Origin of the sequence: Paenibacillus sp. NPDC058898, from assembly GCF_049316025.1 — a bacterium.
In the GTDB taxonomy this organism is placed as follows: Bacteria; Bacillota; Bacilli; order Paenibacillales; family Paenibacillaceae; genus Paenibacillus_AQ.
Genome location: NZ_JBMOSM010000025.1, coordinates 23,318 through 46,576, shown reverse-complemented (window position 1 = coordinate 46,576; position 23,259 = coordinate 23,318). Strand labels below are relative to the sequence as shown.

The window sequence follows — 23,259 nt, the reverse complement described above, 5'->3', positions numbered from 1 at the left end:
TGTTAACATGTTGTGGACAGAATTGTGGACAACTGAGATGTTATGCACAAAGTTATACACATTATCCACAGATAAGTTGTGTATTTGTGCGCAATCTGTGGATACGTTGTTTTTTTACCGGGAATGGCCTCTTATATTGTAAGGATTCCCTATTTCAATAGCAATGCGATTGTGGAAAAAAAACCATATAGCCGTAAAGCTGCTTGTCTTTTCAAACGTTCGTGATCAAGGTATCATGAGGGTATTAGATTCGCAAGTCGTCTATGTGACAGCAGAAAGGTGAAGATGCCACTTGTCGATTAAGACGAAATTATCGATGATCATGTCCATATCGGTATTATTTATTCTTCTGCTCAACATTACGCTGAACTATTACACAACCCAGGAAAATTTGCAGCAGGATAGTGAAACCAAAATGGTGATGGCCGCTACTCAGATCGCCATCACGGTCCAGCAAACCGGCTTTAGTTCTGCATATGTGGATAATATATTCGGTGATATGCTGAAGGTAGCCGCGGTCAATGCGGCAAAAGCTTTGGATCCGGATATTAACAATATAACCAATCAGCAATTGGTGGAATTGAGTAAAGAGATCGGCGTCACCCACATATCACTATTGGTCCGGACGAATGATGATGTCGTTGTTGCCCGATCCTCCACTCCAGATGAAATCGGCCTTTCAACAAAGAACTGGGGGTACTGGCATACGGCTTTTCTGGAATTGTTCCAGTATGGTAAAGTTGTCTCCGTTACCGAGGGTCAGCGCGCCGATCATTTTTGGTCAGGACCGTTTGAGTTTTCCACATCCAATCCGGAATTCATTGATAAATGGGGATATTATTACGATAGCAAGCGCAATTATATTATTGATCCCTACATAAGGAATTCGAATATCAAGGACTTTGTGAAGATTACAAGTCCGGATACGGTTGTGAAGGAGACCTTGAAGTCAAATCCGCGAATATTGGAAGTAACAGGCATCAACCCTGAAACGTTTGGCAATGAATATATGAGAGAAGATGGAACGGATGATGTTCACCGCAAGCTTCGCAATCGACCGATTACATTCGGCACCTACGACTATGGGAGCCTGGACCAAGATGCGGAAGCTGTGCAGAGGGCCGTTTCTACCGGCGATAATGTGGTGTTTGTCAGTACTATCAATAACAAGAAGGTGCTAAAAAGCTTCATCCCCATCGTAACCGAAAATAAACCGACCAGTGTTATCAGTGTCGTCATGGATTATGAAGCCATCTCCTCCGTGATGAGGGAGCAGATGATCAGTCTTGTGGCCATCTCATTGGTTTTATTGGAAATCGTGATATTCGGCAGTTATATTGTTGCAGGGTATTTTACCAAGCCGATTCAGGCCATCCTGGGGACCGTAAACGATGTGTCGGATGGTCACTTTGATCGAAGGTTGGAGGTAAGCAGCCGGGACGAGCTGGGGCAGCTTGCGGGTCGAATCAATGCGATGACACGTAATCTGGGCAACTATACGAGCCAGTTGAAGCAAATGGTCGATGAGAATCAGTCCGTTAAGGAATATCTGGAGTCGGTCATTAATCAGACAGCAGATGCCATTCATACAACCGATACCTATGAACGGGTTATTAGTGTGAATAAAGCGTTTGAGCAATTGTATGGTTGGAAAGCGCACGAAGTGGTTGGACGGAAGCCTGCACTTGTACCTCCGGCCAAGGAGGAAGAAGAAAAGGAGCGCATCCGTCGCCTGCGAGCCGGGGAACGGCTTCCTCCGGTGGAGACGATCCGTCTTCACAAAGATGGAAGCACGATCGAGGTCAGTATTAGCACCTCGCTGGTGCATGATGAGAACGGTGAGGTCACCTCCATGATTAGCGTGTCTCGGGATGTGACGGAACGCAATCGGATCGAGGAGCTGCTGCGTCGTTCGGAGAAACTCAATACCGTTGGCCAGCTGGCTGCTGGCGTTGCTCATGAGATCCGGAATCCGCTTACGACCCTCCGTGGATTTCTGCAGCTTCAGCAGCAGACCCACAAGGTTAATCCGGACCATATTGATCTAATGCTGTCGGAGCTGGATCGAATTAACCTCATTGTCAGTGAATTTCTGATATTAGCGAAGCCGCAGGCGATTCATTTCCAAGAGAGGGATGTACGACTCATCATGGGAGATGTCATTTCATTCCTCGACAGCCAAGCCCATTTGTACGGCATCGAGTTCAAATTGAAATTTACTGATGAACTTACCAACGTACACTGTGAAGAGAATCAGCTCAAGCAGGTGTTTATCAATTTGCTCAAGAATGCGATTGAAGCGATGCCGGGTGGCGGCAGTATCTGGATTGAGCTTTCAAGGCCGAAGGGCGAATGGGTACAAATCGATATTCGGGATGAAGGGCAGGGCATACCGGAGGATCTGATGCCGCATCTTGGCGAACCGTTTATTACGAATAAGGAGACGGGCACAGGGCTAGGATTGATGGTAAGCCAGCGTATTATTCAGGGTCACCGGGGTATGATGGAAATCGAGAGTGAAGTAGGTGTGGGCACGAAGGTGAGCATAGTTCTGCCTGTAGTCCAGCCGAATGCTATTGAGAATTAAGCAAGAAGTAGTTACAGATAAGGGGATGGCATCTTGAGAATTAATAAATTTATCAGTGAAACGGGATATTGTTCCCGTCGTGAAGCAGATAAGCTGGTGGAGAGCGGGAAGGTCACCATTAATGGCGTGGTTGCTGTCCTGGGAAGCCAGGCAGAGGAAGGCGACGATGTCCGGATCCAGGGAAAGCCGCTTCAGGATAAGAAGAAGCATGTATATATTGCTCTTAATAAGCCGGTCGGGATTACAAGCACCACCGAATCGCATATTAAGGGCAATATTGTAGACTTTGTAGGCCACAACGAGCGTATTTTTCCTATCGGACGATTGGATAAGGACTCTGAGGGACTGATTTTGCTGACGAATGATGGAGATATCGTCAATAAGATCCTTCGCTCTGAGGGGAAACATGAGAAAGAATACATTGTGACTGTGGATCGCCCGGTAACGGAATCCTTCCTTAGCGGGATGTCCAGCGGCGTAAAGATTTTGGGTGAGATAACGCTACCTTGTGAGGTCACTCGAATGTCCGAGCGCGTATTCCGAATCATTCTGACCGAAGGTAAAAATCGCCAAATCCGCAGAATGTGCAGCGCTTTTGGTTATGAGGTCCGGAAGCTGCAGCGAATCCGGATTATGAATATCCGTCTTGGCAGTCAACGCATCGGTTCATGGCGTGATCTTAGCGAGAAGGAGAAGGAAGAGCTTGGTCAGCTGCTGAACTACAGGCTCGAGTAGCTGGCTAAAATACTTCTATAATCTTAAACAAAAACAACCGATGGGATCTGTAATACCAGATGCATCGGTTGTTTATTGTGTGTTATAGTCTGTAGGGACCCGTTCCCATTTGGGTTATTCATTCACGCTTGTAAAGGTGGCGCTATCCTGGTATTTACGTATAATGGATACCTCGACTCTGCGGTTCTTCGCTCGCCCAGCATCGGTGTTGTTATCAGCAATCGGATGGTATTCACCATAACCGATCGGCATGAACCGTTTAGGATCCAGCTCCGAGTTGGCAAGCAGAATCTTCATGAACTGCAGGGCTCGATCCGAGCTTAAATCCCAGTTCGACGGATAGCGGCTGTTAGAGATTGGCACATTATCCGTATGGCCGGATACAATGATTTCATAGTCCGGGAACTTGTGAAGCATTTGCGAGATGGCCTTAGCCAGTTTACGGGCTTCCGGCTTCACAACGGCTTCGCCGGAAGGGAATAAGGCGTTGTCCCGTATCGTAATGACAAGCTGGGAGTGGTTCAACTTGGTGCTGAGCTCCGAGGTTAAACCGTTATTTTTAATATAATTATCGAGCTGCTTCTTCAGCTTCTCCAGATCCTGTTGTTCCTGACGCATCAGCTCTGCACGCCGTTGGTCAGGTGTTGTCGCGGGAACGGAAGGAGATGTCGCTTTATGATCCTTAATATTGGGCGGATCATCGCTGGATTCCGTTTTGCTGTAATCCAGTACACCGGTTCCGCCGGTGAGAGCAACACTGAAGGCTTCGCTCATTTCTTGAAATTTGCGTGCATCCGTCGCACTCATGGCGTATAGCACCAGGAACAAGGCCAGAAGCAAGGTCAGTAGGTCTGCGTAAGGAAGAAGCCAGGATTCGTCGGCATGCTCCTCATGCGGCTCGTGTCTAGTCTTTTTGCTCACTAGCACCAGCCTCCCTCTCGCTGAGCTCAGCCCGTTCGGACGGTGTCAGGAACACGGAGAGCTTCTGATTGATTGCAATGGTGGATACACCGGACTGAATGGACAGCAGGCCTTCTACCATCATCAGGCGGATTTCAACCTCACGTTTGGATAGACGCTTGAGTTTATTCGCAATCGGGTGACAGAGGACATAACCGGTGAAAATACCGAGCAGGGTTGCAATAAACGCAGCCCCGATGGCATGGGCGAGTTCGCCCATATCTTCCATATGGGATAATGCGGCGATCAAACCGATAACGGCTCCAAGTACCCCGAGGGAAGGTGCATACATACCGGCTTGGGAGAAGATCAATGAGCCGGAACGATGGCGCTCTTCAGTGGCATTAATATCTTCCATTAATACATCACGTACGAATTCCTGATCGTTGCCATCGATGATCATGCGCATCCCGTTACGCAGGAAGGTGTCATCGATCTCATCGACTTTGGTTTCAAGAGCCAGCAGACCTTCACGGCGTGTGATCGAAGCCCATTCCATAAACAGCTTGATCATTTCCGTTTTGTCCATCAGATTCTGTTTCACAAAGGTCATCTTGACCAGCTTCGGAATCTTTTTCAGCTCGACTAGCGGAAACCCGATGAATAAAGTTGCTGCCGTACCGCCAAGAATGATTAGATAGGCTGCCGGATTATACAAAGCGAGAAGGGAGGCACCTTTCAGAACCATGCCCACCAGTACCGCGACGATACCGATTATTAAGCCTATAATTGTTGAAATTTCCATACCACACCTCATCCGTGAGAAATAAAATAACGAATCCATTCGTCAGAACGGTTCTCATGGAGAACCGGACCCCTTTTGTGGGGCGTTATCCTATTTATCGTCAGGTCGGGCTTTTTTTTTTAGTTGTAATTTCCGGTATAATGGAAGGAAGGGAAACGAAGCTAAGTACGGCAAGGAAAGGAGTGATGGAGATGGGCGTTAAACACGGAAGAGATTACGGCGAAATTCTGGCAGAACTGACCGAGGCAGTCGGACGAATTACCGACAGCTATGTCTTCTTTGAAATGGAAGCTGAGGATTGGGGCAATCTGGGTGAAGCCGAGAGAAATGAGGTTCATGAAGCGCTGGCTGAGGATTTGTTCTATGCGCTAGGCACAGAGCCGGTGATTAATGTTGGCAGCGGCGTGGTCATGCATGATCAAACGAACCATCGAATACATATTTTGATTGGTGAAGAAGAGTTGGCCTTTGTGGCTCTTGTGTAATCACTCCAGTTATCAACAGATACAGGGCAGAATAGAATAGATGACAGAAAGACCATATTACGTGTAAGTCGGCTTTAAGATAGGTTTTTTTCGGGGAGGAAGATAAAAGATGCTTTATACGCAGCAAGAAGTAGAGGCTCATCTGGAAAAGCTTGAGGGTTGGGAATTTGAACAAGGGAGATGGATTGTACGGAAGTATACCTTCTCCTCCTTCATGAAGGGAATCGCTTTTGTTGATGAAGTGGCAGCTATTTCAGAAGCTTTCGGACATCACCCCTACATCACCATAGATTATAAAGTCGTTACACTTCGTCTCACCTCTTGGGACGACGGTGGCATTACGGCTGTGGATATTAAGGAAGCGCAGCAGTTTAACGAAGCCTATGAGAAGAGTCGTTCGAAGGATGGCAAGGCGGCACAATAGGAGGGGGGACGGTTAGTCCCCTCAGAGGTCCCGAATATGTAAAAACACGCTTGCGCCGGGAAGAGCTCCAGGTGCAAGCGTGTTTTGAGTATAAGCTGATTTATTTTTTCTCAGCAAGGTATAGCGCGATGTTTGCGATTTCTTCAGGCTTAAGTTGATCTTTAAAGGAAGGCATTCCCTTACGACCTTTGGTTACAACGTTGAAGATTGCGTCCGCATCCATGTGTCCGCCTACTTGATTCAAAGCCGGCCCAGCGCCGCCTTGAAGTTGGTCGCCGTGACAGCTAATACAGCTTGCTTTCATTGTGGCTTCCGCTGCGGCAGCATCGAGAGTCACTTCCGGCATGGTCGGCTTCTCTTCCTGAGCCACCTGTTCCTTACCTGGGAGCGTAAACATCAGCGCGATAGCCAACGCACATGCGACGAAGAACAATCCGCTCATGATCCATTTTTGCATCGTCATATCGTCCCTTCTATGTATACTGCACTCTTGCACTTGTCTCCATTATAAACCAACATTCATAGACAGCATAGCCAGTTGTGACAAAAAAAGCAACTATCCGGCGTGGCTTCATAAAAAGTACACAAAATTGTGCTTTTTCATATAGACAAAGATTACTATTCCTCATTAGCCGGCGGCTCATACACCATACAGTGGAAAAGGGCATTTCCCGTTGGCGTAAGTCGCTCATACGTATCTGTGATATGAAAGCCTGCCTTTTGATACGTGCGGATCGCTCGCTCATTCCAGGTCAACACCTCAAGGTCGATTTCGTCGACAGGCCGCCTCCGCCTGGCTTCCCGAACAATCGCCTCCATAAACCGTTTACCCATTCCGCGCCCGCACCAATCAGGCCGCATGCCAAGTCCGATTCGTGTCACCTTGTGCATCGGAAACAGCTGGGCAAATCCCCACAGGGCCTCCCGTTCATCCAGAATTGAGATGTACTGCCTCTGGCGAATGTCGGGATCGCCAAACTCGACCTCAAGCCCTTTCATCTGCTCCCAGGGAAGAAAGCCATAGATATTATAGGGAGGAGGATAGGTCCAGGCGCATATTTCCTTTGCGTGCTCTTCACGCATGACTACGGTGTGAAATGAAATCGGTGTTGCATCCATTGGTGAAGTCCTCCTATCGTATATATGAATGATAACCCTTTTCCGAACATCCAAGTCGCATCAAAAAGCCCGTCAAAGAGAGGTAAGGGCTCCTTTAACGGGCAAGCAGTGTGTATAGGGATGATTAGCCTCTAAAGCTTAGGATGATTCACCAGCCGACTCTTCATACGTATCATCGCTCATGATACGCTTTGCACCCACGTATCGCTGATCATAGTACTCCTCTGCAAGGCGGTTGATAACCACGCCGCGGTTGGTCGAGGCATGGGCAAATTTGTCATCGCCGACATAAATGCCGACGTGGGAGATGCCCTGGCCCGATGTGTTGAAGAACACCAAATCGCCAGCGCGTAGATCCTTACGGGACACGCTTGTCCCCATGTCGAATTGAGAGCCGGATTGATGCGGGAGCTTCAAACCGAGTTTGGCATATACATACATGGTGAAGCCGGAACAGTCAAATCCGCTCGTGGTCGTACCGCCGTAGCTGTATCGTGTACCTAGCACCTTATCGATTTCCTGATCCAGCGCACTATCAGCAAACACGCTGCCAACGCCCAAAGTGAGTAGCAGTGTGATACTAAGGGCTGCTGTTGATAATGTTTTCTTCAGCATGGAAAGCTCCTTTTCGCTGCCGCGAGGCATAGCAATCTATGTATTAAAGCACTTACATTAATGACAAAGTTGTTACTGCGTCCATTCTATCAGACAGCAAGCGGGATTGGCAATTATTTCTTGATGGATTTTGCTATTTTTCAATCGCATTAGCTGTCGAAGCGTCAGATAAAATCAATATTTTTCCAAAACGGTGTTTAATGAAGAGAGAGAAGGGTATATAAAGAATAAGAGGGTATTGGGGATGGAATAACCAAACGAAGTCATTTCAATATCTTCATTCATTTTTTTTTGAAAAGTGGAAACTTTTTCGTTGTCTTAAACGTTATAAAGGTATACACACAATCAACAAAAGAAAAAAGCCGCTGGATGAGATCGGCACAATCTCATAAACCCAGGGCTTCTTAATAAGAGTAAATCAATAAAGTTCCAACATTAATTGTAGTTCACAGCTACAGATTTGTACGTATTCTGACTCATAATTCTCTTAGCGCCTACATATCGGTTGGCGTAATAGCTCTGGCTTAGCGGACTGATCATGACACCACGCGAAGATGAGGAATGAGCAAATTTGCCGCTCCCAACATAAATACCCACATGAGAGATACCTCTACCGGATGTGTTGAAGAACACGAGATCGCCAGCTTTCAGGTTGCTCTTGGATACTGCCGTTCCTACTTTGTATTGAGCTGCAGACGTTCGCGGCAGGCTAAGGCCAAGCTTCTTGTAAACATAGCTCGTGAATCCGGAGCAGTCAAAACCATTCGTTGTGGTTCCACCCGTTTTATAAGAGACACCAATGGCTGGTTTGATTGCTGTATTTAATTTGGAATCGGCGAAAGCGCTTCCGGTCCCTAATGTGAGTGCGAGTGCGAGGCCGAGAGAAACAGCCGTTAACTTCTTTTTCAAAACAAAAAGCTCCTTCCATTGCCTGCGAGGTTAGCTTAAGGGTTCGGTTGAAAGGTCCCCTATGATCCCTCTCTTGCGAGATCAATTCACCCAAAACGGATCCCCCGCTTCCCATATCGTTATGGGAATTCGGCTCCTTAAAATGTTGATGAACCCATTCATTGACGTCTGACGTTCCAACATTGTTAACGAATTTACATCGTTCCAACAAAAAAGTTACAGTAAAGATGACAAAGTTGTTACTAACATATTCGTTATTTTAGCAGAGTATTAACAATTTGGCAAACGAGGAAAGATCATTTTTAAACAAAAAAACCTGTCCCCATCTTGGGGAAACAGGTTTTTTTGTAATTTGGCGCTCAGAAATTTGTAATATAGAGGATAAATGAATGCTTATTCTTTGTAAAACCAAGCTCGAGATAAAAACGTGTCACTTCGGATTACAGCTTATTCGCGAGCATGATTCACCATTTCAGGGTAACGAATTGTAACGATTAGGAATGCTGTGAGGAGGAATCTCCCCACAAATGATATTGGGTGGAAATTACCCAAATTTGGAATAGTCCATTCAGGAAATAAGAGGCCTGCTGTATAATTAAGCCGATCAACCCGGCCCAGAAGAGCGAAGCCGAGCTCAGGAGCAACAGAATGACACAGGCTGATCCGCCGATGGTGATGGACAACAGCACTGCCGTGCCCAAGCGACGGAAGAGTGCCAGAATAGAGCTGATCATACCGAACCCCCCAGTGCGCCCGAATTGCATATAGAGCAATAACAGGCGGATCAGATAGGCGTACAAGAACCACCCAGCTGCATAGGGCAGTGCATGAAGCAGCAGAACAGGCTCTTGAATCCCATTCAGCAGAATCGGAAGGATTTTGGGCAGAATCCAGTAACCGGGCGCAAAGGTGAGAATGAGCTCTATCAGATAGAATAGCGTTACGGGTTTCCACAGTTTCCGCATGCCAATGAAGAAGAATAAACCGCGCTCGCCCTTAGCTTCCTGGTGAAGGTTGTAGAAGATGCCGGCCCGAATGAGCGGGGTGAAGATCATCCTGATCAAGAGCAAACCGGCCAGAAGCCATGCGTAGGTATGGACCGTGCTGCTCAGGGATAGGCTCATCTCGCCCTCGTAGAAGAATAAAAGACGGCTGAGCTCGTTAGGGGCAGAATCCGGATATCGCATAAGAAGGGGAACGACTGCCGATTTTACGAGTCGGTACAGGCAGTATCCCCACAGCAAACGGTATAAGAAGAGCAGAATCGAGACGTATAGCTGGTCTTTAACACTGATCCACCCTTGGCCTGCGTAACTTTTCATGTGCTCCCCCCTCACCATGACAGGCTGCCGAACAGCGTCTCCACAAGCTTGGTAATACTGAGATTCCAGCGTGTAACCACCTTCGGATCCATTCCTGCCTTCATATAGTTATTGATGTGTTTATTCTCTAGGACGATGGAATATTTCGGATCAACCATGGCCCAGGCGAGCGGAGTGCTGTACTCCAGGGTGTAAGTAACTTTTCGGTCCTTGCCGCTCCAGGTTCGCTCCACCGTTTTGCCGTCCTCAAAGGCGAACACGATTGGCACATCGGTTATATCCCCGGCCTTGCTCGTTATCTTGACCGTAGATTCATACCGAGGATGTTCCGCCGTGCCTTTATTTTTGGTTTTGATCACGTCGATGGCAACGTCCGCCATCTGGCTTCCATATACATATTGGTCAAAATACGGCTGCCAGGACGTTTTGCTTACTTGCTCTACAACTTTCTGGAAGTCGGACGTGGTCGGGTGCTTAAAGCGGTATTTCTGGGCGTACGTATGAAGAATCTTCTCCATCATCCGCGGACCGACCTGTCGTTCGATGCCTTGCAGCACCAGCTTGCCCCTCGTGTAAACATTCAGTGCGTAGTTTTCGTGCGAGCTGTATTTCCAGGATTCCATCTTCAGCGGTGCAGGGGAAGTGATGGATGCTCCCTGAGCCGCCGTATTGGAGGTAATCCCGTATTCTTTTTCCATCACTCGTTCTTCTGCATAGGTTGCAAAGGCCTCGTCCAGCCACGCTTCCTCAAATTCGTTACTTGCGATCATTCCGTAAAAATATTGATGGGCAATTTCATGAATGACGGTCCGCTCCAGCTCATATCCCGGCGAATCGTTTTTGGCCCCGAAGGCCGTGACCAGCGTCGGGTATTCCATGCCGCCTGCACCGTTGCCCGATTCCGGCGGAACGACGATGGACAACGTGGAATACGGATAGGTTCCGTACCATTTTCCAAACGAAGCGAGTGCCGACTTGGCAGCATCAAAGTAACGCTCCTTTAAGTCTTTATGGGCTGGATCGAGATACAGCTTGATGCGGACGCCCGGTACGCCTGGTGCGGAGAATGCTTCTTCTGCCGTGACAAAGTTCGGCGATGCCGACCAGGCAAAATCATGCACATCATCCGCATAGAACTGATAAATTTTTTCCCCGTTAATTTTTTGGGCAGGCTTGGTAGGGAATCCAGTCGCAGCAACAATGTAATTTTCGGGTACTCTGATGCGAACGCTATAAATGCCGAAGTTAGAATAGAATTCGGAGTTGCCATGGTATTGATGAAGATTCCAGCCTTCCTCTGTTCTTCCGCGAAGACCAGCCGGTTCATAGACCGAAATTTTAGGAAACCATTGCCCCGCCATAATAAAATTCTCGGTGGTACCCATGCGAGCAAATATTTTGGGGAGCTCGACCTCAAACTCCAAGTGAATGGTGACACTCTCGCCGCTCTTGATGGGTTTAGGCAATCGGAGCTTGACAAGGCTGTGATCCTTGATGTTACCGTCGTCAGGTTGGACAAATTGAAGGCGATGGGTCAGGGCCAGACCTTCGGTTGTTTTCACGCTGGTAATCGTCATGGAGCCGAATCCGTCGTCTGGCATGGGATCGGAACGAAGCCGGCCACCCGATTCCTTCATAAAAGTCGTATCATTGGAAGCAAATGCATTGGGGTACAGATGAAAGTACAGCTCGTTTACGCTTTTTTTGCCTGGATGAGTCCAAGTGAGCGTCTGTTTGCCCTTAAACTTGTTCTCCTCAGGCTCGTACCGAACATCCATATGATATTCCACTAGTCGGTCGCTTAAGGCCGGAGCAGGAATATTAGGCTGCACCTTAGGCGGTGAGAGAGGGGCCTTCTCCACAACAGAGACGGAGGGCTTGCCCGCATTTGGGGCAAGAGCAGACGCTGAGGACCCTGGATTCAGAAATATCGGCATCGATCCTGCAAGCAAACCTATGGCAAGCAGGGATGATAGAAAGACTTTAGCACGTGGTGGGACCATATCGAACAACCTCCCGTTGACAAGCATCTAGTGCATGTATATGTTTGCTTTTGGGGGATTATTAGTTAAAATAAAATTATTGGGACAAAGGTTATCAATTTAGCAGCTGATACGTAAGAATCGGCTCTGATATAGGAGGTCGGCAGCAGTGGAGAATGAAGAACAGAAGCAGGGTGCGAAGAAACCGATTGCTTTGAATATTATTAATAGTAAGAGTAAGCATAAAGGGTTTGGATCAGGCTCCATCGATCTGAACAGTCTGTCGCCTGTCATTATCGACAATGGCGAGGCCCGAGTGGATATTGGAGCCATGCATGCGAAGAGTAAGGTGGAGAAGGGTATCCGTTTCAGCATGAACCGGGATGAAGTGCCGAATGGACGCCAGGTATGGATCGTGTGGGTGGCTGTAGACCGTACCGCCGAAGGACAGCATTATGCAGGCATGACCGCCTGTGAAATGTGGATCGACCAGGAGGCCCGTCGTGGTTGGAAGATCCTCGCCGATCATGTGAATAAAATGGATGCGGCGATGAAGCGCAAGATCATTCTGGATGGCCTTGGCGACGTCGAGAAGAAAGCACTGCGTGAGCTGCTGATTTCACGTAACGAGGAATGGTGGAATGCATCACCAGAGGAATTCAAGGAAGCCCTTCGAACCGAGGCATGATACCATAAATAAAAGTGATTATTCTAGATGCTAAAGTGGAAAGACCGGCCCAAATTCGTGAACGAATCCCGCCGGTCTTTTTGTCATTGCATATGGTTAGAATGGAAGGGTGTAGGTCCGTTTTTCTTTTTGACCGAGAAACGGATTATTGTATTGGAACGTCAGCTTGCCACCGGCATATCCGATATACGTTAAACCGTCACCAATGAAGCCTACCTCGTTCGGCGGCATTTCCTCAATGACCTTGATGGTTTCCTCATCTAGAAGTTCAGGATAGATAAGCTTCGCTGTCTTGCCTGTCGGATGAACGATATATAGGGTCGCCTTCGTGTAGGGTCGGACGAGCAGGAAGTCCTGTTCGATTGCTTCTACGATAAAACTATCCTTTACTCCCGTGAGCGCGGCCAGGTCATAAGATTTGACCGTTTTACCCATCGGATGAACCAGCGCAAGCGTACTGCCGTTCATCATGGCAATATTGCCTTTGTAACTGAGTTGGTCCGGTTTGTAGTTTATTCCGGCAAAATTGGAATGATTGGTTTTGGATAGCTTCAGGATTTTGTTGTCCTGAATGAGCACCCGATATCTTCCCTCATGAATATGAGGTTCGCCGTAATAATTGGACAAGTCGACGACATAGGTATTGCTGTTGATACGATGTGCGCTTAAGCTGACTTGATCGATCTCCTCAACGGGGATCATGCCAACTTGGGCTGGCATGGATCCAACTTTACCCATGGACAGCATCCCATTCTCGCGATTTACCCAGAACAGCATATTGGCCTTGGAAGCATAGGCGTATTTTGACCAAGCATCAAAGGTCGTTCTAAGTCCGGATTTGCTGTCATACTTCAGAGGGATGCCGAAGGCCTTGGTAATCAGACTGGCTGGAACATAAGTCACGCCTTTCTTCACAACCGGAGCGGCCTCGAGCTTCAGAGCGGTCCCTTTGGCATTGACTGCGCGCGACTGTCCGATGGTAATGCGAACAGACTGTGTCGGGCTGTTAATGTACAGCTCGTTTTTTCCCGGGGTAGTCAAATGTAGCTGCAGCTGTTCGGAAACTTCCTTCAATGGAATGAATACAACGCCTTTATTCGTATAAGGTTTATGTTTCACATCCAGCGTGCTCCATGTTACCTTGCTCTGTGATGTGGAGGCTGCTGCCGCATGGGCAGGAATCGTTGTGAGCGATGAGGACGTAAGCAATAAAGACATGGCTATGGATGCGGTACCTGCTAATTTGATGATTTGCACGGATTTCATATCATTTCCTCCTTCTGGTTTTCACACTCCCGTCTATATAAACGGCTAAATAATGGAAAATGTTTCACCCCATCACAAAATCATGTAAAAAAGGATATACGCGATGGCGAAGGATTAGAGCTGGCACGCCAAAGGGCGAACTAAAAAAACGGAGCTGCCCTGAAGGGGCGAAGCTCCGGTGATATCAATATCCTGATTTCAGCTCCTGATCCTTGCCAAGCAGAATGGTGAGACCCAACAAGGTAACGATAATGGTTGCCCCCATGTCCGAAATGATGGCGATCCACAGGGTCAGCCATCCCGGGATCGTAAGCAGTAAAGCAATGGCCTTCAGCGACAAGGAGAGCCCGATATTCCACTTAATAATCTGATTGACCCGTCTTGCGGTTTGGATGGCCCCCGGCAGCTTGCCAAGGTGATCCTGCATTAATACGACGTCGGCCGTTTCGATGGCACTGTCAGTCCCTTTCCCCATCGCGATACCCAGATCGGCAGCGGCCAATGCAGGGGCATCGTTAATACCATCACCAACCATGCCGGTTTTTTTGCGTGAAGAGAGCTCCTTAATCTTGGCAACCTTCTGTTCCGGCAGGAGGCTTGCGAATACCCGAGATACACCGGATTGCTTCGCAATCGCCTGTGCGGACTGCTCGTGGTCGCCTGTCAGCATGACCGTATCCGTGATACCGGCCTCATGGAGCTTGTGGACAACGGCTTCGGTCTCCGGTCTGATCTCGTCGGCAAGGCCGAACTGACCTAATACGCGATCCTCGCTTACGGCGGCAACGATCGTATAGCCTTGGGCCTTCATACGCCGAATGTCTTCCTCTACGGCGCTGATATGATCTTGTGGGCCATTCACATGCTTCAACACTTCCTCGCTTCCGACCCAGAACAGTTTCCCACCAATTTCAGCTCGAATGCCTTCACCTGGCAATACCGTTATCTGTTGAGGTTCATTAAACATGCACTGCGGATTCTTGATCTCCAGATGCTTCATGACGGCTTTAGCCAACGGATGAAGAGAAGATTGCTCAAGTGCGCCTACAACGGCATAAAATTTGGTTTCATCATATACCGTCTCCGCATACACGGCAGGCTCGCCTTTGGTCAAGGTTCCCGTCTTGTCAAAAGCGATGGCTTCCAGCCGGCCAAGCTGCTCCAGATGGACCCCGCCTTTGATCAGAATCCCGTTGCGTGCCGCGCGGGTCATCCCGCTGACCAGTGCAATCGGAGAAGAAAGCACGAGCGAGCAAGGGCACCCGACAATGAGGATGGACAGCCCCTGATAGATCCAGGTCATCCAGGGCTGATTCAGCAGCAGTGGAGGAATTAGCGTAACCGCCAGCGCGATGATCATAATCGCCGGAGTATAGTATTTAGCAAACTTATCGATGAAGAGCTCTGTCGGCGTCTTACTGTCCTGTGCTTCCTGTACAAGATGCATGATCTTGGCCAGGGAGGAATCCTCATAGGCCTTCGATATGGCGATATAGAGAACGCCATCGGTACTTACACTGCCGCCAAATACAGCATCGCCCTCCCGTTTCGTAACAGGTACCGATTCCCCGGTAATGGCGGCTTCGTTCACTGCCCCGGTTCCTTGGGTTATGGCCCCATCCGAAGGAATCTTCTCCCCGGGTCTTACCCGGACAACGTCTCCGGGAGAGAGACTCTCGATCGGTACGCGCTGGGTTTGACCATCTTTCCATAGATCGGCTTCTTTCGGTGCAGCAGCCAGCAGGGCTTCCATCGATTGTCGGGCCCGATTCATGCCGTAACCTTCCAGCAGCTCGTTAAGACCAAATAGAATGGCAACCAGCGTGGCTTCCCGCCATTCCCCGATGATGACGGCGCCCACGAGCGCAACGGTCATCAGAGTATCCATATTGAATTTGAAGCGGGTCAGATTGCGCAGTCCGCGCAAAAATGTCGTATATCCGCTCAAAATCATAGCCCCTGCATATAATGCGATCACAATCGGTTCAGGGACTTTTCCTTCTAATAGAAAGGTTAAGAGATAGAAAACAGCGGAGATCGACAGCAGCCATTTCATGTTCCCTTCGCCGCCATGACTGTGTTCATGAGCATGACCATGGCTATGTTCGTGATCATGACCTTGTGCCGATCCGTGAGAATGCGATGAATGGGCAGGCTGTGCTTCAGCGCCGCCGGCGGCCGATAAGGCTGTCTGCGGAGCATGAACGATGCGCGCACCGTCACTTTTCAGAATGGTCTCTACCCGGCTTAGATTCACATGGGGAGAGAGGGTCAATTTCCCGCTGTTGTAACTAAGTCGGGCATTGTTTCCATGATCCAGCTTCTGGATCTCTTCCTGCATTTCGCGTGTACAGTTAGGGCATGAGAGGCCCTGTACCCGGTATTCAATAAGTTCTCCGCTTGCCTCCGGAGATGATTTGGAACGTTGATGGTTGTCTGTGCTCATCTACATCTTCTCCTTCTGGTGCTCCAGCGTCATGTGAAGCAGTGTCCGGATATGGTCATCTTTGAGCGAATAGTATACATTCTTTCCGGCTTTCCGCGATTTGGCGATATCTTTGTTCTTCAGCGTACGCAGATGATGGGAGGCTGTTGCCGTTGAACTTCCGAGTACTTCGGCTACATCACAAACACATAGCTCGCCGCCACGGTCCAGCATATAGGCTACCTTGACCCGCGTCGGATCGGCCAAAGCCTTGAAGATTTCTGCCATGCCGATCATATCATCATCGGAGATCGTTTCTTTTAACAAAGCAACCCTTTCGGTTGAAGGACATTCCGTTTCACACAGCTCAAGGGAGACTTCTTCGTTCATCGTCCGGGCATTCATAGGAACAACCTCCTTGGATTAGGAGCAATAAGTGCTCTTTATTCTTTATATTCAAACGTTGATTTGATTGTTAGTCATAATATACCCGATTTACACACAATATTCAAACGGATATTTGATTGTTCACAAGTATTTCACAGTCCAAGAATGAATCGACAAGTCCTATAGTATTAACCAATACCAACGGTTAGGTGCAACGTCGCTTCTCAGAAAATCCTTCCATTTCATATCACGCCAACTTATACTATTAGCAAAAAGATGTAAATTCGCATAAGAAGCATACCTGGGTTCAGGACACCTCATGCGCTGCATAACATCTTTGCACGGGCCAAACGTTTCGATTCGAATGTGTACATTATCTAATACCTATCCTTCGATTTGCGGATGTGTATAATAGGGGAGGCCAGAGTATGACTTGTCCAATATGTCGATATGAAACGGGAGATGGGAAGTATTGCAAGAAATGCGGGGCAAGGCTGATTATCGAGGATTCACCCGTATTTGCCGCCATGAAAGAGCAAGCAGCAACGTCGGAGGTCTATAGTGTGAATAGACGAAGTGCCAGCAGTAAAGGGGAGATACCTCATGCACGCCAGATCGAATCTGCTCTGCCGGTGTATACCCCGCCGGATATTCCGTTCCGAGCGGCAGGCCGGCAGCATGCCGAAGAAGAAGAGGAACCTAATCCTTATTGGACCAGCTTAAAATTGTACGGGCAGCTCTACGGGGATTATTTTCTGAAGGGACTCAGACATCCCTTTGGCGCAGCTGCCGGAACGGAGAGCGGTCAGTTCTTCAATGCGATCGTGTCCATGGTGCTCTATGTTGTTCTTTTTCCACTTGCGCTGTATGCAGCGCTTCATCATGAACTGCAAGGGCTGCCTGAGGGGGCATTTGCAGATCTTGTCCTAAAGCCTATCATTTGGACTGCGATTTTCTTATTCTTGTTGAACGCCTTTACCTTCGCTGCGGTCAAGCTGTCCTTCAACCCGACTGCTAAGCTAAAAGAAGTGATGGCAAGATTCGGAGCTTTGCTGCCCATATTCCTCGTATTGTATGTGGTTAGTTTTCTGTTCCTGTTCCTGAATGGTGATATATCCAAGGTTATCATCCTTCTCTCGTTCATCAGCACCGTGATGACCGTGCCGTTATTCGTCATGACCAGCTACAAGAGAAGAATGGTTGGCGGTGGCTTGGATCCGTTGTATGCGATCCTGCTGGTTTATGTTGCACTGATGCTCGTGATCGTGATTCTGGGTAGTTCCATGATCGAATATATAACCGTTTTATAATGAAGCCATCTACATAACCTATCGTGAAAAAGAGAAAAACAGCAGGTCCTCTTGCGGGGAAGTCCCGTAATAGGAGCTTGCTGTTTTTTTGATGTGACGGTTCGCGATCCGAGTTACTCAACCCACCATCGTTTGAAATCTTTCCACCAGGAACGTTCTTCCTGTTTCTCGGCCGCATCTGCAGGGTCCGCCTTCTTCGCAGGCTCTCCGTTTCCGTGTTCATCACAATATTCGGTAGGCTCCGTACCCTTAACGAAGACCTCCAGAATTTTGCCAGGACAGTCGGTGCCTGCGAGCTTCCCGGTCTTGGGATCCACATAAGCGCTGATGACTTCATCCGGGATCGGAAAAATCTTGGGCGGTACATTCTCCAGCGCTTTCTCCGTATACTGAGCGAAAATCGGCGCTGCCCGCCGTCCGTCGACTTTGCTGATTTCCCGCCCTTTATCATATCCAACCCAAACCGCCGTTGCCAGCTCCGGTGTATAGCCCACAAGCCAAGCGTCGGAGTCGGTGGTGCCTGTCTTCCCGGCAACCGGCCGTTTCATTAGGGTAGAGACGCGGTTGCCCGTGCCACCTGTCTCGAATACCCCCTCCATCATGCGAGTCATCACGTAAGCTGCAGCAGGTTCAACCACTTGTTCACCCGACTCTTCCGGCGCTGTATACAAGCTGCGGCCAGCGGCATCGGTGATGTTCAGTACGGCGACAGGTGATACCCGTTTGCCGTTGTTAGCCATAACAGCATAAGCGGAGGCCATCTCCAGCGGGCTGACGGGTGAGGTTCCCAGGGCCAGCGAGGGGACAGGCGCAAGCGGACTTGTGATGCCCATCTTTTTCGCCATGTCGGCTACTTTATCCGGGCCTATCTTCATGATGGTATTCACGGCATAAATATTATCCGAAGCGGCGATGGCTTCCCGCATGGGAATTTCCCCTAAATATTTATCGCCGAAGTTGCTGGGCTGATACGTTTTGCGGTTGTTATCGTAATGAAACAGAGTGGGCTGGCTGTTGAACACGCTGGTGCTCGTCATTTCCTTGGATGCAATGGCTGTTAAGTACATAATCGGCTTAAATGACGACCCGGGCTGCCTTGTTTTGGCCAACGCGTGGTTGTACTGATTCTCCCGGTAGTTCTTACCGCCAACCATGGCTTTGATGTGCCCGTTACGCGGGTCGACGGACACGAGCGCCGTTTCCAGCTCGCTCTTGTTGTCCATACCTTCGGATACAGCCTCTTCTGCTGCCTTTTGGGCCCGCGGGTCCAGGGTCGTATAGATGTTGAGGCCGCCCTGTTCGAGCTGCTGATCCGTAATGTTCAGCTGTTTGGTGACGAGGCTCCGGACATAATCCCGGAAATAGGAGGCAATCACTTTATTCTCCTGACGGTCCTGAGGAAGCAGGGCGAGCTTGGCCGAGGCGGCTTTATCGGCCTCGGTCTCGGTAATGAATCCAGTCTCCGCCATGGCATTGAGGACAATCTGCTGTCTTTTGAGCGCGTTGTCCATATGATTGTAGGGCGAGTAATACGTCGGACCCTTTGGAATGCCGGCCAGCATCGCGCTTTCGGCCAAAGTCAGTTTTTTTGCCGGTTTGCCGAAGTAGAGCAGGGACGCCGATTCGATACCGTAAGCCCCGTGGCCGTAATAAATTTCGTTGAGGTACATTTCAAGTATTTGATCTTTCGTATATTTCATCTCAAGCTGGGCGGTGAATTTGGCCTCCTTGAGTTTGCGAGTCCATGTTTTTTCATGAGACAGGTATAAGTTTCGTGCAAGCTGCTGGGTTAATGTGCTGGCGCCCTGTTTGCGATCCATATGCTGCAGGTTGACCAATACGGCTCGGGCCATGCCCTTCATATCAAACCCTGGATGATCATAAAATTTCCGGTCCTCCACCGCCAAGGTAGCCTGGATCAGATGAGGAGATATATCGTTCAAGCTCACTTGCTCGGATGTATGCCCCGTGGTCGAGAAAGTGGCGATTAAATCTCCTTGGCTGTCAAGCAGACGGGAGTAGCGGGATGTTTCCGCGACGGGCAGTGGCGTTATAAATAAATAGGCGAGCAGAATGCCGCCGGCGATGATCGAAATGCCAAGGAGTACGAACAGAAATGTAGCAAGCCGGACGAAACGACGTTTGCGCTTGGGTGATTTTTTTTGTCCCGGCATCAGTGGTTCTCCTTCCAGTCCTTTTTGTAGAGTCGAGGCTTTTGCGCTGCCAAATATGGAGATATGCTCAAATCCCCTTGGTTTCCTTCTTTTTCTATATAGTATGGGGCTGCTGAGGGCAGGATATTCATCGAAAGCGATGATGTTTCTGCTTCCATTCGTTTGTGCCGGAAGTTTTGGTTGCAATTTGGGCTTGATTTAATATAATCTAATTTGTTTGGTACAATAGGAAAAGTGTGAAACTGTAAGCTAAAGGCATCTGCCCCGAATAAAGTTTTGCGGCTTGGATCTGGACGGCTGAACATTATTCTAGCGGAAAGAAGGTAGTGACGACGATGGAATTATGGTACACAGAGAAGCAAACCCCGACTTTTGGCATCACGGCTAAAATCCGGGAGACTTTTGTACATGAGAAGACGGAGTTTCAACAACTGGACATGATCGATACTGAGGAATTCGGGCGCATGCTCGTTCTGGACGGTATGGTTATGACTACAATTAAGGATGAATTCGTCTATCATGAGATGGTCGCTCACCCCGCGCTGAACACGCATCCAAATCCGAAGAAGGTTCTTGTTGTCGGCGGAGGAGACGGTGGCGTCATTCGCGAAGTGATCAAGCATCCGGGCGTAGAGAAAGCAGTACTCGTTGAAATTGATGGAAAAGTTATTGAATATTCGAAGCAGTATTTGCCTGAGATCGCCGGCAAGCTGGATGATCCGAAGGTCGAAGTACTGGTTAACGATGGATATATGCACATCATAGAGAATAAGAACGAATACGACGTCATTATGGTAGACTCCACCGAGCCTGTGGGCCCGGCCGCTCCATTGTTTGAGCGCGGATTCTACCAAGGGATCTACGAAGCGCTGAAGGAAGACGGTATTTTCGTGGCGCAAACGGACAACCCGTGGTTTAAAGCGGACCTGATTCAGCAGGTCAACAAAGACGTGAAGGAAATCTTCCCGATCGTCCGAGTGTATGGAGCGAACATTCCAACCTACCCAAGCGGTCTGTGGACCTTCACCATGGGCAGCAAAACGTATGATCCGCTTGAAGTGGACGAGTCCACGATTGATGAGATGGATACGAAATACTATTCGCCTCGCCTGCACAAAGCCGCATTCGTGCTGCCTAAATTTGTTGAAGACCTGGTGAAATAAGGAGGAGCGATAAACTGATGAAACTGGATCAAGGTTACTCCGGCAACGTATTTATTTTGAGTTCTGAGGATTATGAGGGGTCCAAAGCTGTCATTTACGGTATGCCGATGGATTTCACGGTTAGCTACCGTCCCGGCTCCCGTTTTGGCCCAGCTCGTATTCGCCAGGCTTCCGTAGGCTTGGAGGAGTACAGCCCATACTTAGACAAAAGCATTGAAGACATAACGTATTTCGATGCAGGCGACCTCATGCTGCCTTTCGGCAATGCGGGCCGCAGTCTCGAAGTGATTGGCGATTATGTATACAAACTGCTGGATGACGGGAAATTCCCGATCGGACTTGGCGGCGAGCACCTCGTATCCTGGCCGATCATTCAGAAGGTGTATGAGAAGTATCCGGATCTTATTCTGATCCATATCGATGCCCATGCTGACCTGCGCGAGCATTATGAGGGAGAGCCGTTGTCCCACTCCACACCGGTCCGCAAGGCGGCGGGTATTATGGGCGGCAAGAATATTTATCAGTTCGGTATCCGTTCCGGCTCCCGCGAGGAGTTCCAATATGGACGGGAGAACATTAACTTTTATCCGTTCGAAGTGGCGGCCCCTCTTAAGGAAGCCTTGCCTTCCATGGGCAACCGTCCGGTCTACGTGACTATCGATATCGATGTGCTTGATCCATCTGCCGCACCGGGCACCGGTACTGCAGAAGCAGGCGGCATCACATCGAAGGAACTGCTGGAAGCCGTGCACCTCATTGCGGGCTCCGACGTGAACGTGGTCGGCTGCGATCTCGTGGAAGTGGCGCCGATCTATGATCCTTCGGAGCAGACCCAGATCGTAGCTGCGAAGTTGATTCGTGAGATGTTGTTGGGATTCGTTAAGTAGTCCACCCGCCCAAACCCTCCCTGCCAGGGAGGGCCCCAAGGGCGCTGCCCTCTGGACACCCGGAACTTTGGTGTTCGGAGTTGGTACGAGGATCTGAGTGGGGCTTGTGCTTGTGCCCGGCCACCGCTCGGTCTCCCCTGGCGGGGACGTCCTCGTGGCCTCTATAGCGTCCATATTTCAGCCGAGGCTTCGCTCCTCGGCTGATGAAGAAAAAGCAAGCCTTCCCTATCTAAGCCTACGGCTATCGGGGTCGGCTTGCTTTTTCGCGTGGTCGCGGCTCCCTCGACGGCTTCCCTGGCGGGTCGCTCGAGGGCCTGCATTGCGTGCATGAGCAGCCGAGGCTTTGCCCCTCGGCTGATGAAGAAAAAGCAAGCCTTCCCTATCTAAGCCTACGGCTATCGGGGTCGGCTTGCTTTTTCAACTGAGCAATTGAGAAGAAATTATGGGTGGTCATATGTTATAAGCTTAAGAAAGCTTGACCCGGATTTTGATGACGCCAATAAGGAGGTTAACATAAATGGGAGATTGGTCCAATAAGAAGAGGATTGACTCTGCCTCGAGAATGATTAAGGCATCGCCACAAACCATATATCAGGCATTTACTGACCCCAAGGCCTGGGTATCGTGGCTTCCGCCAGAGGGGATGTCAGGTCAGATCGACACCTTTGATGCCTGTGAAGGCGGGACTTATCGAATGGTACTCACCTATAATGGAACGGACCAAGTCAACCTCGGTAAATCATCGGAAGGTACGGATATCGTCCAAGGTAAATTCCTGGCGTTGGTGCCAAACAAGAAAATCGTGCAGTGCTTTGAATTCGAGTCGGAAGACCCCGCTTACGGGGGCCTGATGACCATGACATGGACGTTGACAGCACTTGCGGAAGGCACGGATGTGACGATTGTTTGCGAGGACGTTCCTGAGGGCATACGTCAGGAAGATCACGAAGAGGGCTTGAATTCTACGCTTGAGAATCTCGCGGTCTTTACTGAATGATAGCGGACAGGCTGCCGCGCCTCACAACGTCCCTTGGCAGTAAAAAAAGCAAGCAACCCTACGTAAGCCTAGCGGCTAA

21 protein-coding genes and 1 riboswitch are annotated in these 23,259 nt (G+C 49.2%); of the genes, 9 read left to right on the top strand and 12 right to left on the bottom strand.

What is annotated here, in order from left to right:
- The first annotated feature begins 292 nt into the window (after positions 1-292).
- The gene (locus ACOZB4_RS32755) at positions 293-2,587 is read left to right on the top strand and encodes an ATP-binding protein (protein WP_379415999.1); all 2,295 of its coding nucleotides are present in this window, start codon (positions 293-295) and stop codon (positions 2,585-2,587) included.
- 33 nt (positions 2,588-2,620) lie between these two features.
- Positions 2,621-3,322, top strand: a complete 702-nt coding sequence (rluF, locus tag ACOZB4_RS32750) for a 23S rRNA pseudouridine(2604) synthase RluF (RefSeq protein ID WP_076326366.1) — start codon at positions 2,621-2,623, stop codon at positions 3,320-3,322.
- Between the two features lie 114 nt (positions 3,323-3,436).
- On the opposite strand, the gene motB is transcribed toward rluF, so the two are convergent.
- Together motB and motA are read right to left on the bottom strand one after the other, a co-directional pair.
- Complete coding sequence (gene motB, locus ACOZB4_RS32745; protein ID WP_379415995.1) at positions 3,437-4,243, bottom strand: flagellar motor protein MotB; 807 nt, start codon at positions 4,241-4,243, stop codon at positions 3,437-3,439.
- Positions 4,227-5,027 (bottom strand): flagellar motor stator protein MotA, encoded by an 801-nt coding sequence (gene motA, locus ACOZB4_RS32740; RefSeq protein ID WP_339269259.1) that lies wholly within the window; start codon positions 5,025-5,027, stop codon positions 4,227-4,229. Before motA ends, motB begins: the two co-directional genes overlap by 17 nt.
- A 191-nt stretch (positions 5,028-5,218) precedes the next feature.
- Between motA and ACOZB4_RS32735 the strand changes: the two genes are divergently transcribed.
- Both ACOZB4_RS32735 and ACOZB4_RS32730 read left to right on the top strand, forming a co-directional pair.
- Positions 5,219-5,512 (top strand): hypothetical protein, encoded by a 294-nt coding sequence (locus ACOZB4_RS32735; RefSeq protein WP_076326369.1) that lies wholly within the window; start codon positions 5,219-5,221, stop codon positions 5,510-5,512.
- Between the two features lie 109 nt (positions 5,513-5,621).
- The gene (locus tag ACOZB4_RS32730; RefSeq protein ID WP_098741259.1) at positions 5,622-5,936 is read left to right on the top strand and encodes a 4a-hydroxytetrahydrobiopterin dehydratase; all 315 of its coding nucleotides are present in this window, start codon (positions 5,622-5,624) and stop codon (positions 5,934-5,936) included.
- 100 nt (positions 5,937-6,036) lie between these two features.
- On the opposite strand, the gene ACOZB4_RS32725 is transcribed toward ACOZB4_RS32730, so the two are convergent.
- The 6 genes from ACOZB4_RS32725 to ACOZB4_RS32700 form a co-directional block, all read right to left on the bottom strand.
- Positions 6,037-6,393 (bottom strand): c-type cytochrome, encoded by a 357-nt coding sequence (locus tag ACOZB4_RS32725; protein ID WP_076326397.1) that lies wholly within the window; start codon positions 6,391-6,393, stop codon positions 6,037-6,039.
- A gap of 161 nt (positions 6,394-6,554) precedes the next feature.
- Positions 6,555-7,055 carry a GNAT family N-acetyltransferase gene (locus ACOZB4_RS32720; RefSeq protein ID WP_379415990.1) on the bottom strand — a complete coding sequence of 167 codons (501 nt, stop codon included), beginning with the start codon at positions 7,053-7,055 and terminating at the stop codon, positions 6,555-6,557.
- Between the two features lie 138 nt (positions 7,056-7,193).
- A complete protein-coding gene (locus ACOZB4_RS32715; protein WP_379416017.1) occupies positions 7,194-7,667 on the bottom strand; it encodes a C40 family peptidase in 474 nt (157 codons plus the stop codon).
- Positions 7,668-8,105: 438 nt separating this feature from the next.
- Positions 8,106-8,579 carry a C40 family peptidase gene (locus tag ACOZB4_RS32710; RefSeq protein WP_076326372.1) on the bottom strand — a complete coding sequence of 158 codons (474 nt, stop codon included), beginning with the start codon at positions 8,577-8,579 and terminating at the stop codon, positions 8,106-8,108.
- A gap of 4 nt (positions 8,580-8,583) precedes the next feature.
- Positions 8,584-8,724, bottom strand: a riboswitch (cyclic di-AMP (ydaO/yuaA leader).
- 349 nt (positions 8,725-9,073) lie between these two features.
- Complete coding sequence (locus ACOZB4_RS32705; protein WP_379415986.1) at positions 9,074-9,901, bottom strand: hypothetical protein; 828 nt, start codon at positions 9,899-9,901, stop codon at positions 9,074-9,076.
- An 11-nt stretch (positions 9,902-9,912) separates the two neighbouring features.
- Complete coding sequence (locus tag ACOZB4_RS32700) at positions 9,913-11,904, bottom strand: M1 family metallopeptidase (protein ID WP_379415984.1); 1,992 nt, start codon at positions 11,902-11,904, stop codon at positions 9,913-9,915.
- A gap of 148 nt (positions 11,905-12,052) precedes the next feature.
- Here ACOZB4_RS32700 and ACOZB4_RS32695 point away from each other — a divergent pair, with 148 nt between their 5' ends.
- Positions 12,053-12,571, top strand: a complete 519-nt coding sequence (locus tag ACOZB4_RS32695) for a YwhD family protein (protein ID WP_076326375.1) — start codon at positions 12,053-12,055, stop codon at positions 12,569-12,571.
- 96 nt (positions 12,572-12,667) lie between these two features.
- On the opposite strand, the gene ACOZB4_RS32690 is transcribed toward ACOZB4_RS32695, so the two are convergent.
- The 3 genes from ACOZB4_RS32690 to ACOZB4_RS32680 all read right to left on the bottom strand — a co-directional run bounded on the left by ACOZB4_RS32690 (position 12,668) and on the right by ACOZB4_RS32680 (position 16,667).
- Positions 12,668-13,837, bottom strand: coding sequence for a copper amine oxidase N-terminal domain-containing protein (locus ACOZB4_RS32690; RefSeq protein ID WP_379415981.1), 1,170 nt, complete (start codon positions 13,835-13,837; stop codon positions 12,668-12,670).
- A 184-nt stretch (positions 13,838-14,021) separates the two neighbouring features.
- Positions 14,022-16,283 (bottom strand): heavy metal translocating P-type ATPase, encoded by a 2,262-nt coding sequence (locus ACOZB4_RS32685; protein WP_379415979.1) that lies wholly within the window; start codon positions 16,281-16,283, stop codon positions 14,022-14,024.
- Entirely contained in the window at positions 16,284-16,667 is a 384-nt protein-coding gene (locus ACOZB4_RS32680) for an ArsR/SmtB family transcription factor (RefSeq protein ID WP_076326378.1), read from the bottom strand.
- Positions 16,668-17,077: 410 nt separating this feature from the next.
- On the opposite strand from ACOZB4_RS32680, the gene ACOZB4_RS32675 reads away from it, so the two are divergent.
- A complete protein-coding gene (locus ACOZB4_RS32675; protein WP_076326379.1) occupies positions 17,078-17,959 on the top strand; it encodes a hypothetical protein in 882 nt (293 codons plus the stop codon).
- A gap of 113 nt (positions 17,960-18,072) precedes the next feature.
- On the opposite strand, the gene ACOZB4_RS32670 is transcribed toward ACOZB4_RS32675, so the two are convergent.
- Entirely contained in the window at positions 18,073-20,133 is a 2,061-nt protein-coding gene (locus tag ACOZB4_RS32670; RefSeq protein ID WP_422759728.1) for a transglycosylase domain-containing protein, read from the bottom strand.
- A 335-nt stretch (positions 20,134-20,468) separates the two neighbouring features.
- Between ACOZB4_RS32670 and speE the strand changes: the two genes are divergently transcribed.
- The 3 genes from speE to ACOZB4_RS32655 all read left to right on the top strand — a co-directional run bounded on the left by speE (position 20,469) and on the right by ACOZB4_RS32655 (position 23,180).
- Complete coding sequence (gene speE / locus ACOZB4_RS32665; RefSeq protein WP_076326380.1) at positions 20,469-21,296, top strand: polyamine aminopropyltransferase; 828 nt, start codon at positions 20,469-20,471, stop codon at positions 21,294-21,296.
- 17 nt (positions 21,297-21,313) lie between these two features.
- Positions 21,314-22,183, top strand: coding sequence for an agmatinase (gene speB / locus ACOZB4_RS32660; protein ID WP_379415973.1), 870 nt, complete (start codon positions 21,314-21,316; stop codon positions 22,181-22,183).
- A 517-nt stretch (positions 22,184-22,700) separates the two neighbouring features.
- Positions 22,701-23,180 (top strand): SRPBCC family protein, encoded by a 480-nt coding sequence (locus tag ACOZB4_RS32655; protein ID WP_379415970.1) that lies wholly within the window; start codon positions 22,701-22,703, stop codon positions 23,178-23,180.
- The last annotated feature ends 79 nt before the right edge of the window (positions 23,181-23,259 follow it).

What these genes read in the sequence shown, in the direction of transcription:
- motA (WP_339269259.1), bottom strand. Translation starts at nt 5,027, where the DNA reads ATGGAAATTTCAACAATTATAGGCTTAATAATCGGTATCGTCGCGGTA.
- ACOZB4_RS32735 (WP_076326369.1), top strand. Translation starts at nt 5,219, where the DNA reads ATGGGCGTTAAACACGGAAGAGATTACGGCGAAATTCTGGCAGAACTG.
- ACOZB4_RS32730 (WP_098741259.1), top strand. Translation starts at nt 5,622, where the DNA reads ATGCTTTATACGCAGCAAGAAGTAGAGGCTCATCTGGAAAAGCTTGAG.
- ACOZB4_RS32725 (WP_076326397.1), bottom strand. Translation starts at nt 6,393, where the DNA reads ATGCAAAAATGGATCATGAGCGGATTGTTCTTCGTCGCATGTGCGTTG.
- ACOZB4_RS32720 (WP_379415990.1), bottom strand. Translation starts at nt 7,055, where the DNA reads ATGGATGCAACACCGATTTCATTTCACACCGTAGTCATGCGTGAAGAG.
- ACOZB4_RS32705 (WP_379415986.1), bottom strand. Translation starts at nt 9,901, where the DNA reads ATGAAAAGTTACGCAGGCCAAGGGTGGATCAGTGTTAAAGACCAGCTA.
- ACOZB4_RS32700 (WP_379415984.1), bottom strand. Translation starts at nt 11,904, where the DNA reads ATGGTCCCACCACGTGCTAAAGTCTTTCTATCATCCCTGCTTGCCATA.
- ACOZB4_RS32690 (WP_379415981.1), bottom strand. Translation starts at nt 13,837, where the DNA reads ATGAAATCCGTGCAAATCATCAAATTAGCAGGTACCGCATCCATAGCC.
- ACOZB4_RS32685 (WP_379415979.1), bottom strand. Translation starts at nt 16,283, where the DNA reads ATGAGCACAGACAACCATCAACGTTCCAAATCATCTCCGGAGGCAAGC.
- ACOZB4_RS32680 (WP_076326378.1), bottom strand. Translation starts at nt 16,667, where the DNA reads ATGAATGCCCGGACGATGAACGAAGAAGTCTCCCTTGAGCTGTGTGAA.
- ACOZB4_RS32675 (WP_076326379.1), top strand. Translation starts at nt 17,078, where the DNA reads ATGACTTGTCCAATATGTCGATATGAAACGGGAGATGGGAAGTATTGC.
- ACOZB4_RS32670 (WP_422759728.1), bottom strand. Translation starts at nt 20,133, where the DNA reads ATGCCGGGACAAAAAAAATCACCCAAGCGCAAACGTCGTTTCGTCCGG.
- speE (WP_076326380.1), top strand. Translation starts at nt 20,469, where the DNA reads ATGGAATTATGGTACACAGAGAAGCAAACCCCGACTTTTGGCATCACG.
- speB (WP_379415973.1), top strand. Translation starts at nt 21,314, where the DNA reads ATGAAACTGGATCAAGGTTACTCCGGCAACGTATTTATTTTGAGTTCT.
- ACOZB4_RS32655 (WP_379415970.1), top strand. Translation starts at nt 22,701, where the DNA reads ATGGGAGATTGGTCCAATAAGAAGAGGATTGACTCTGCCTCGAGAATG.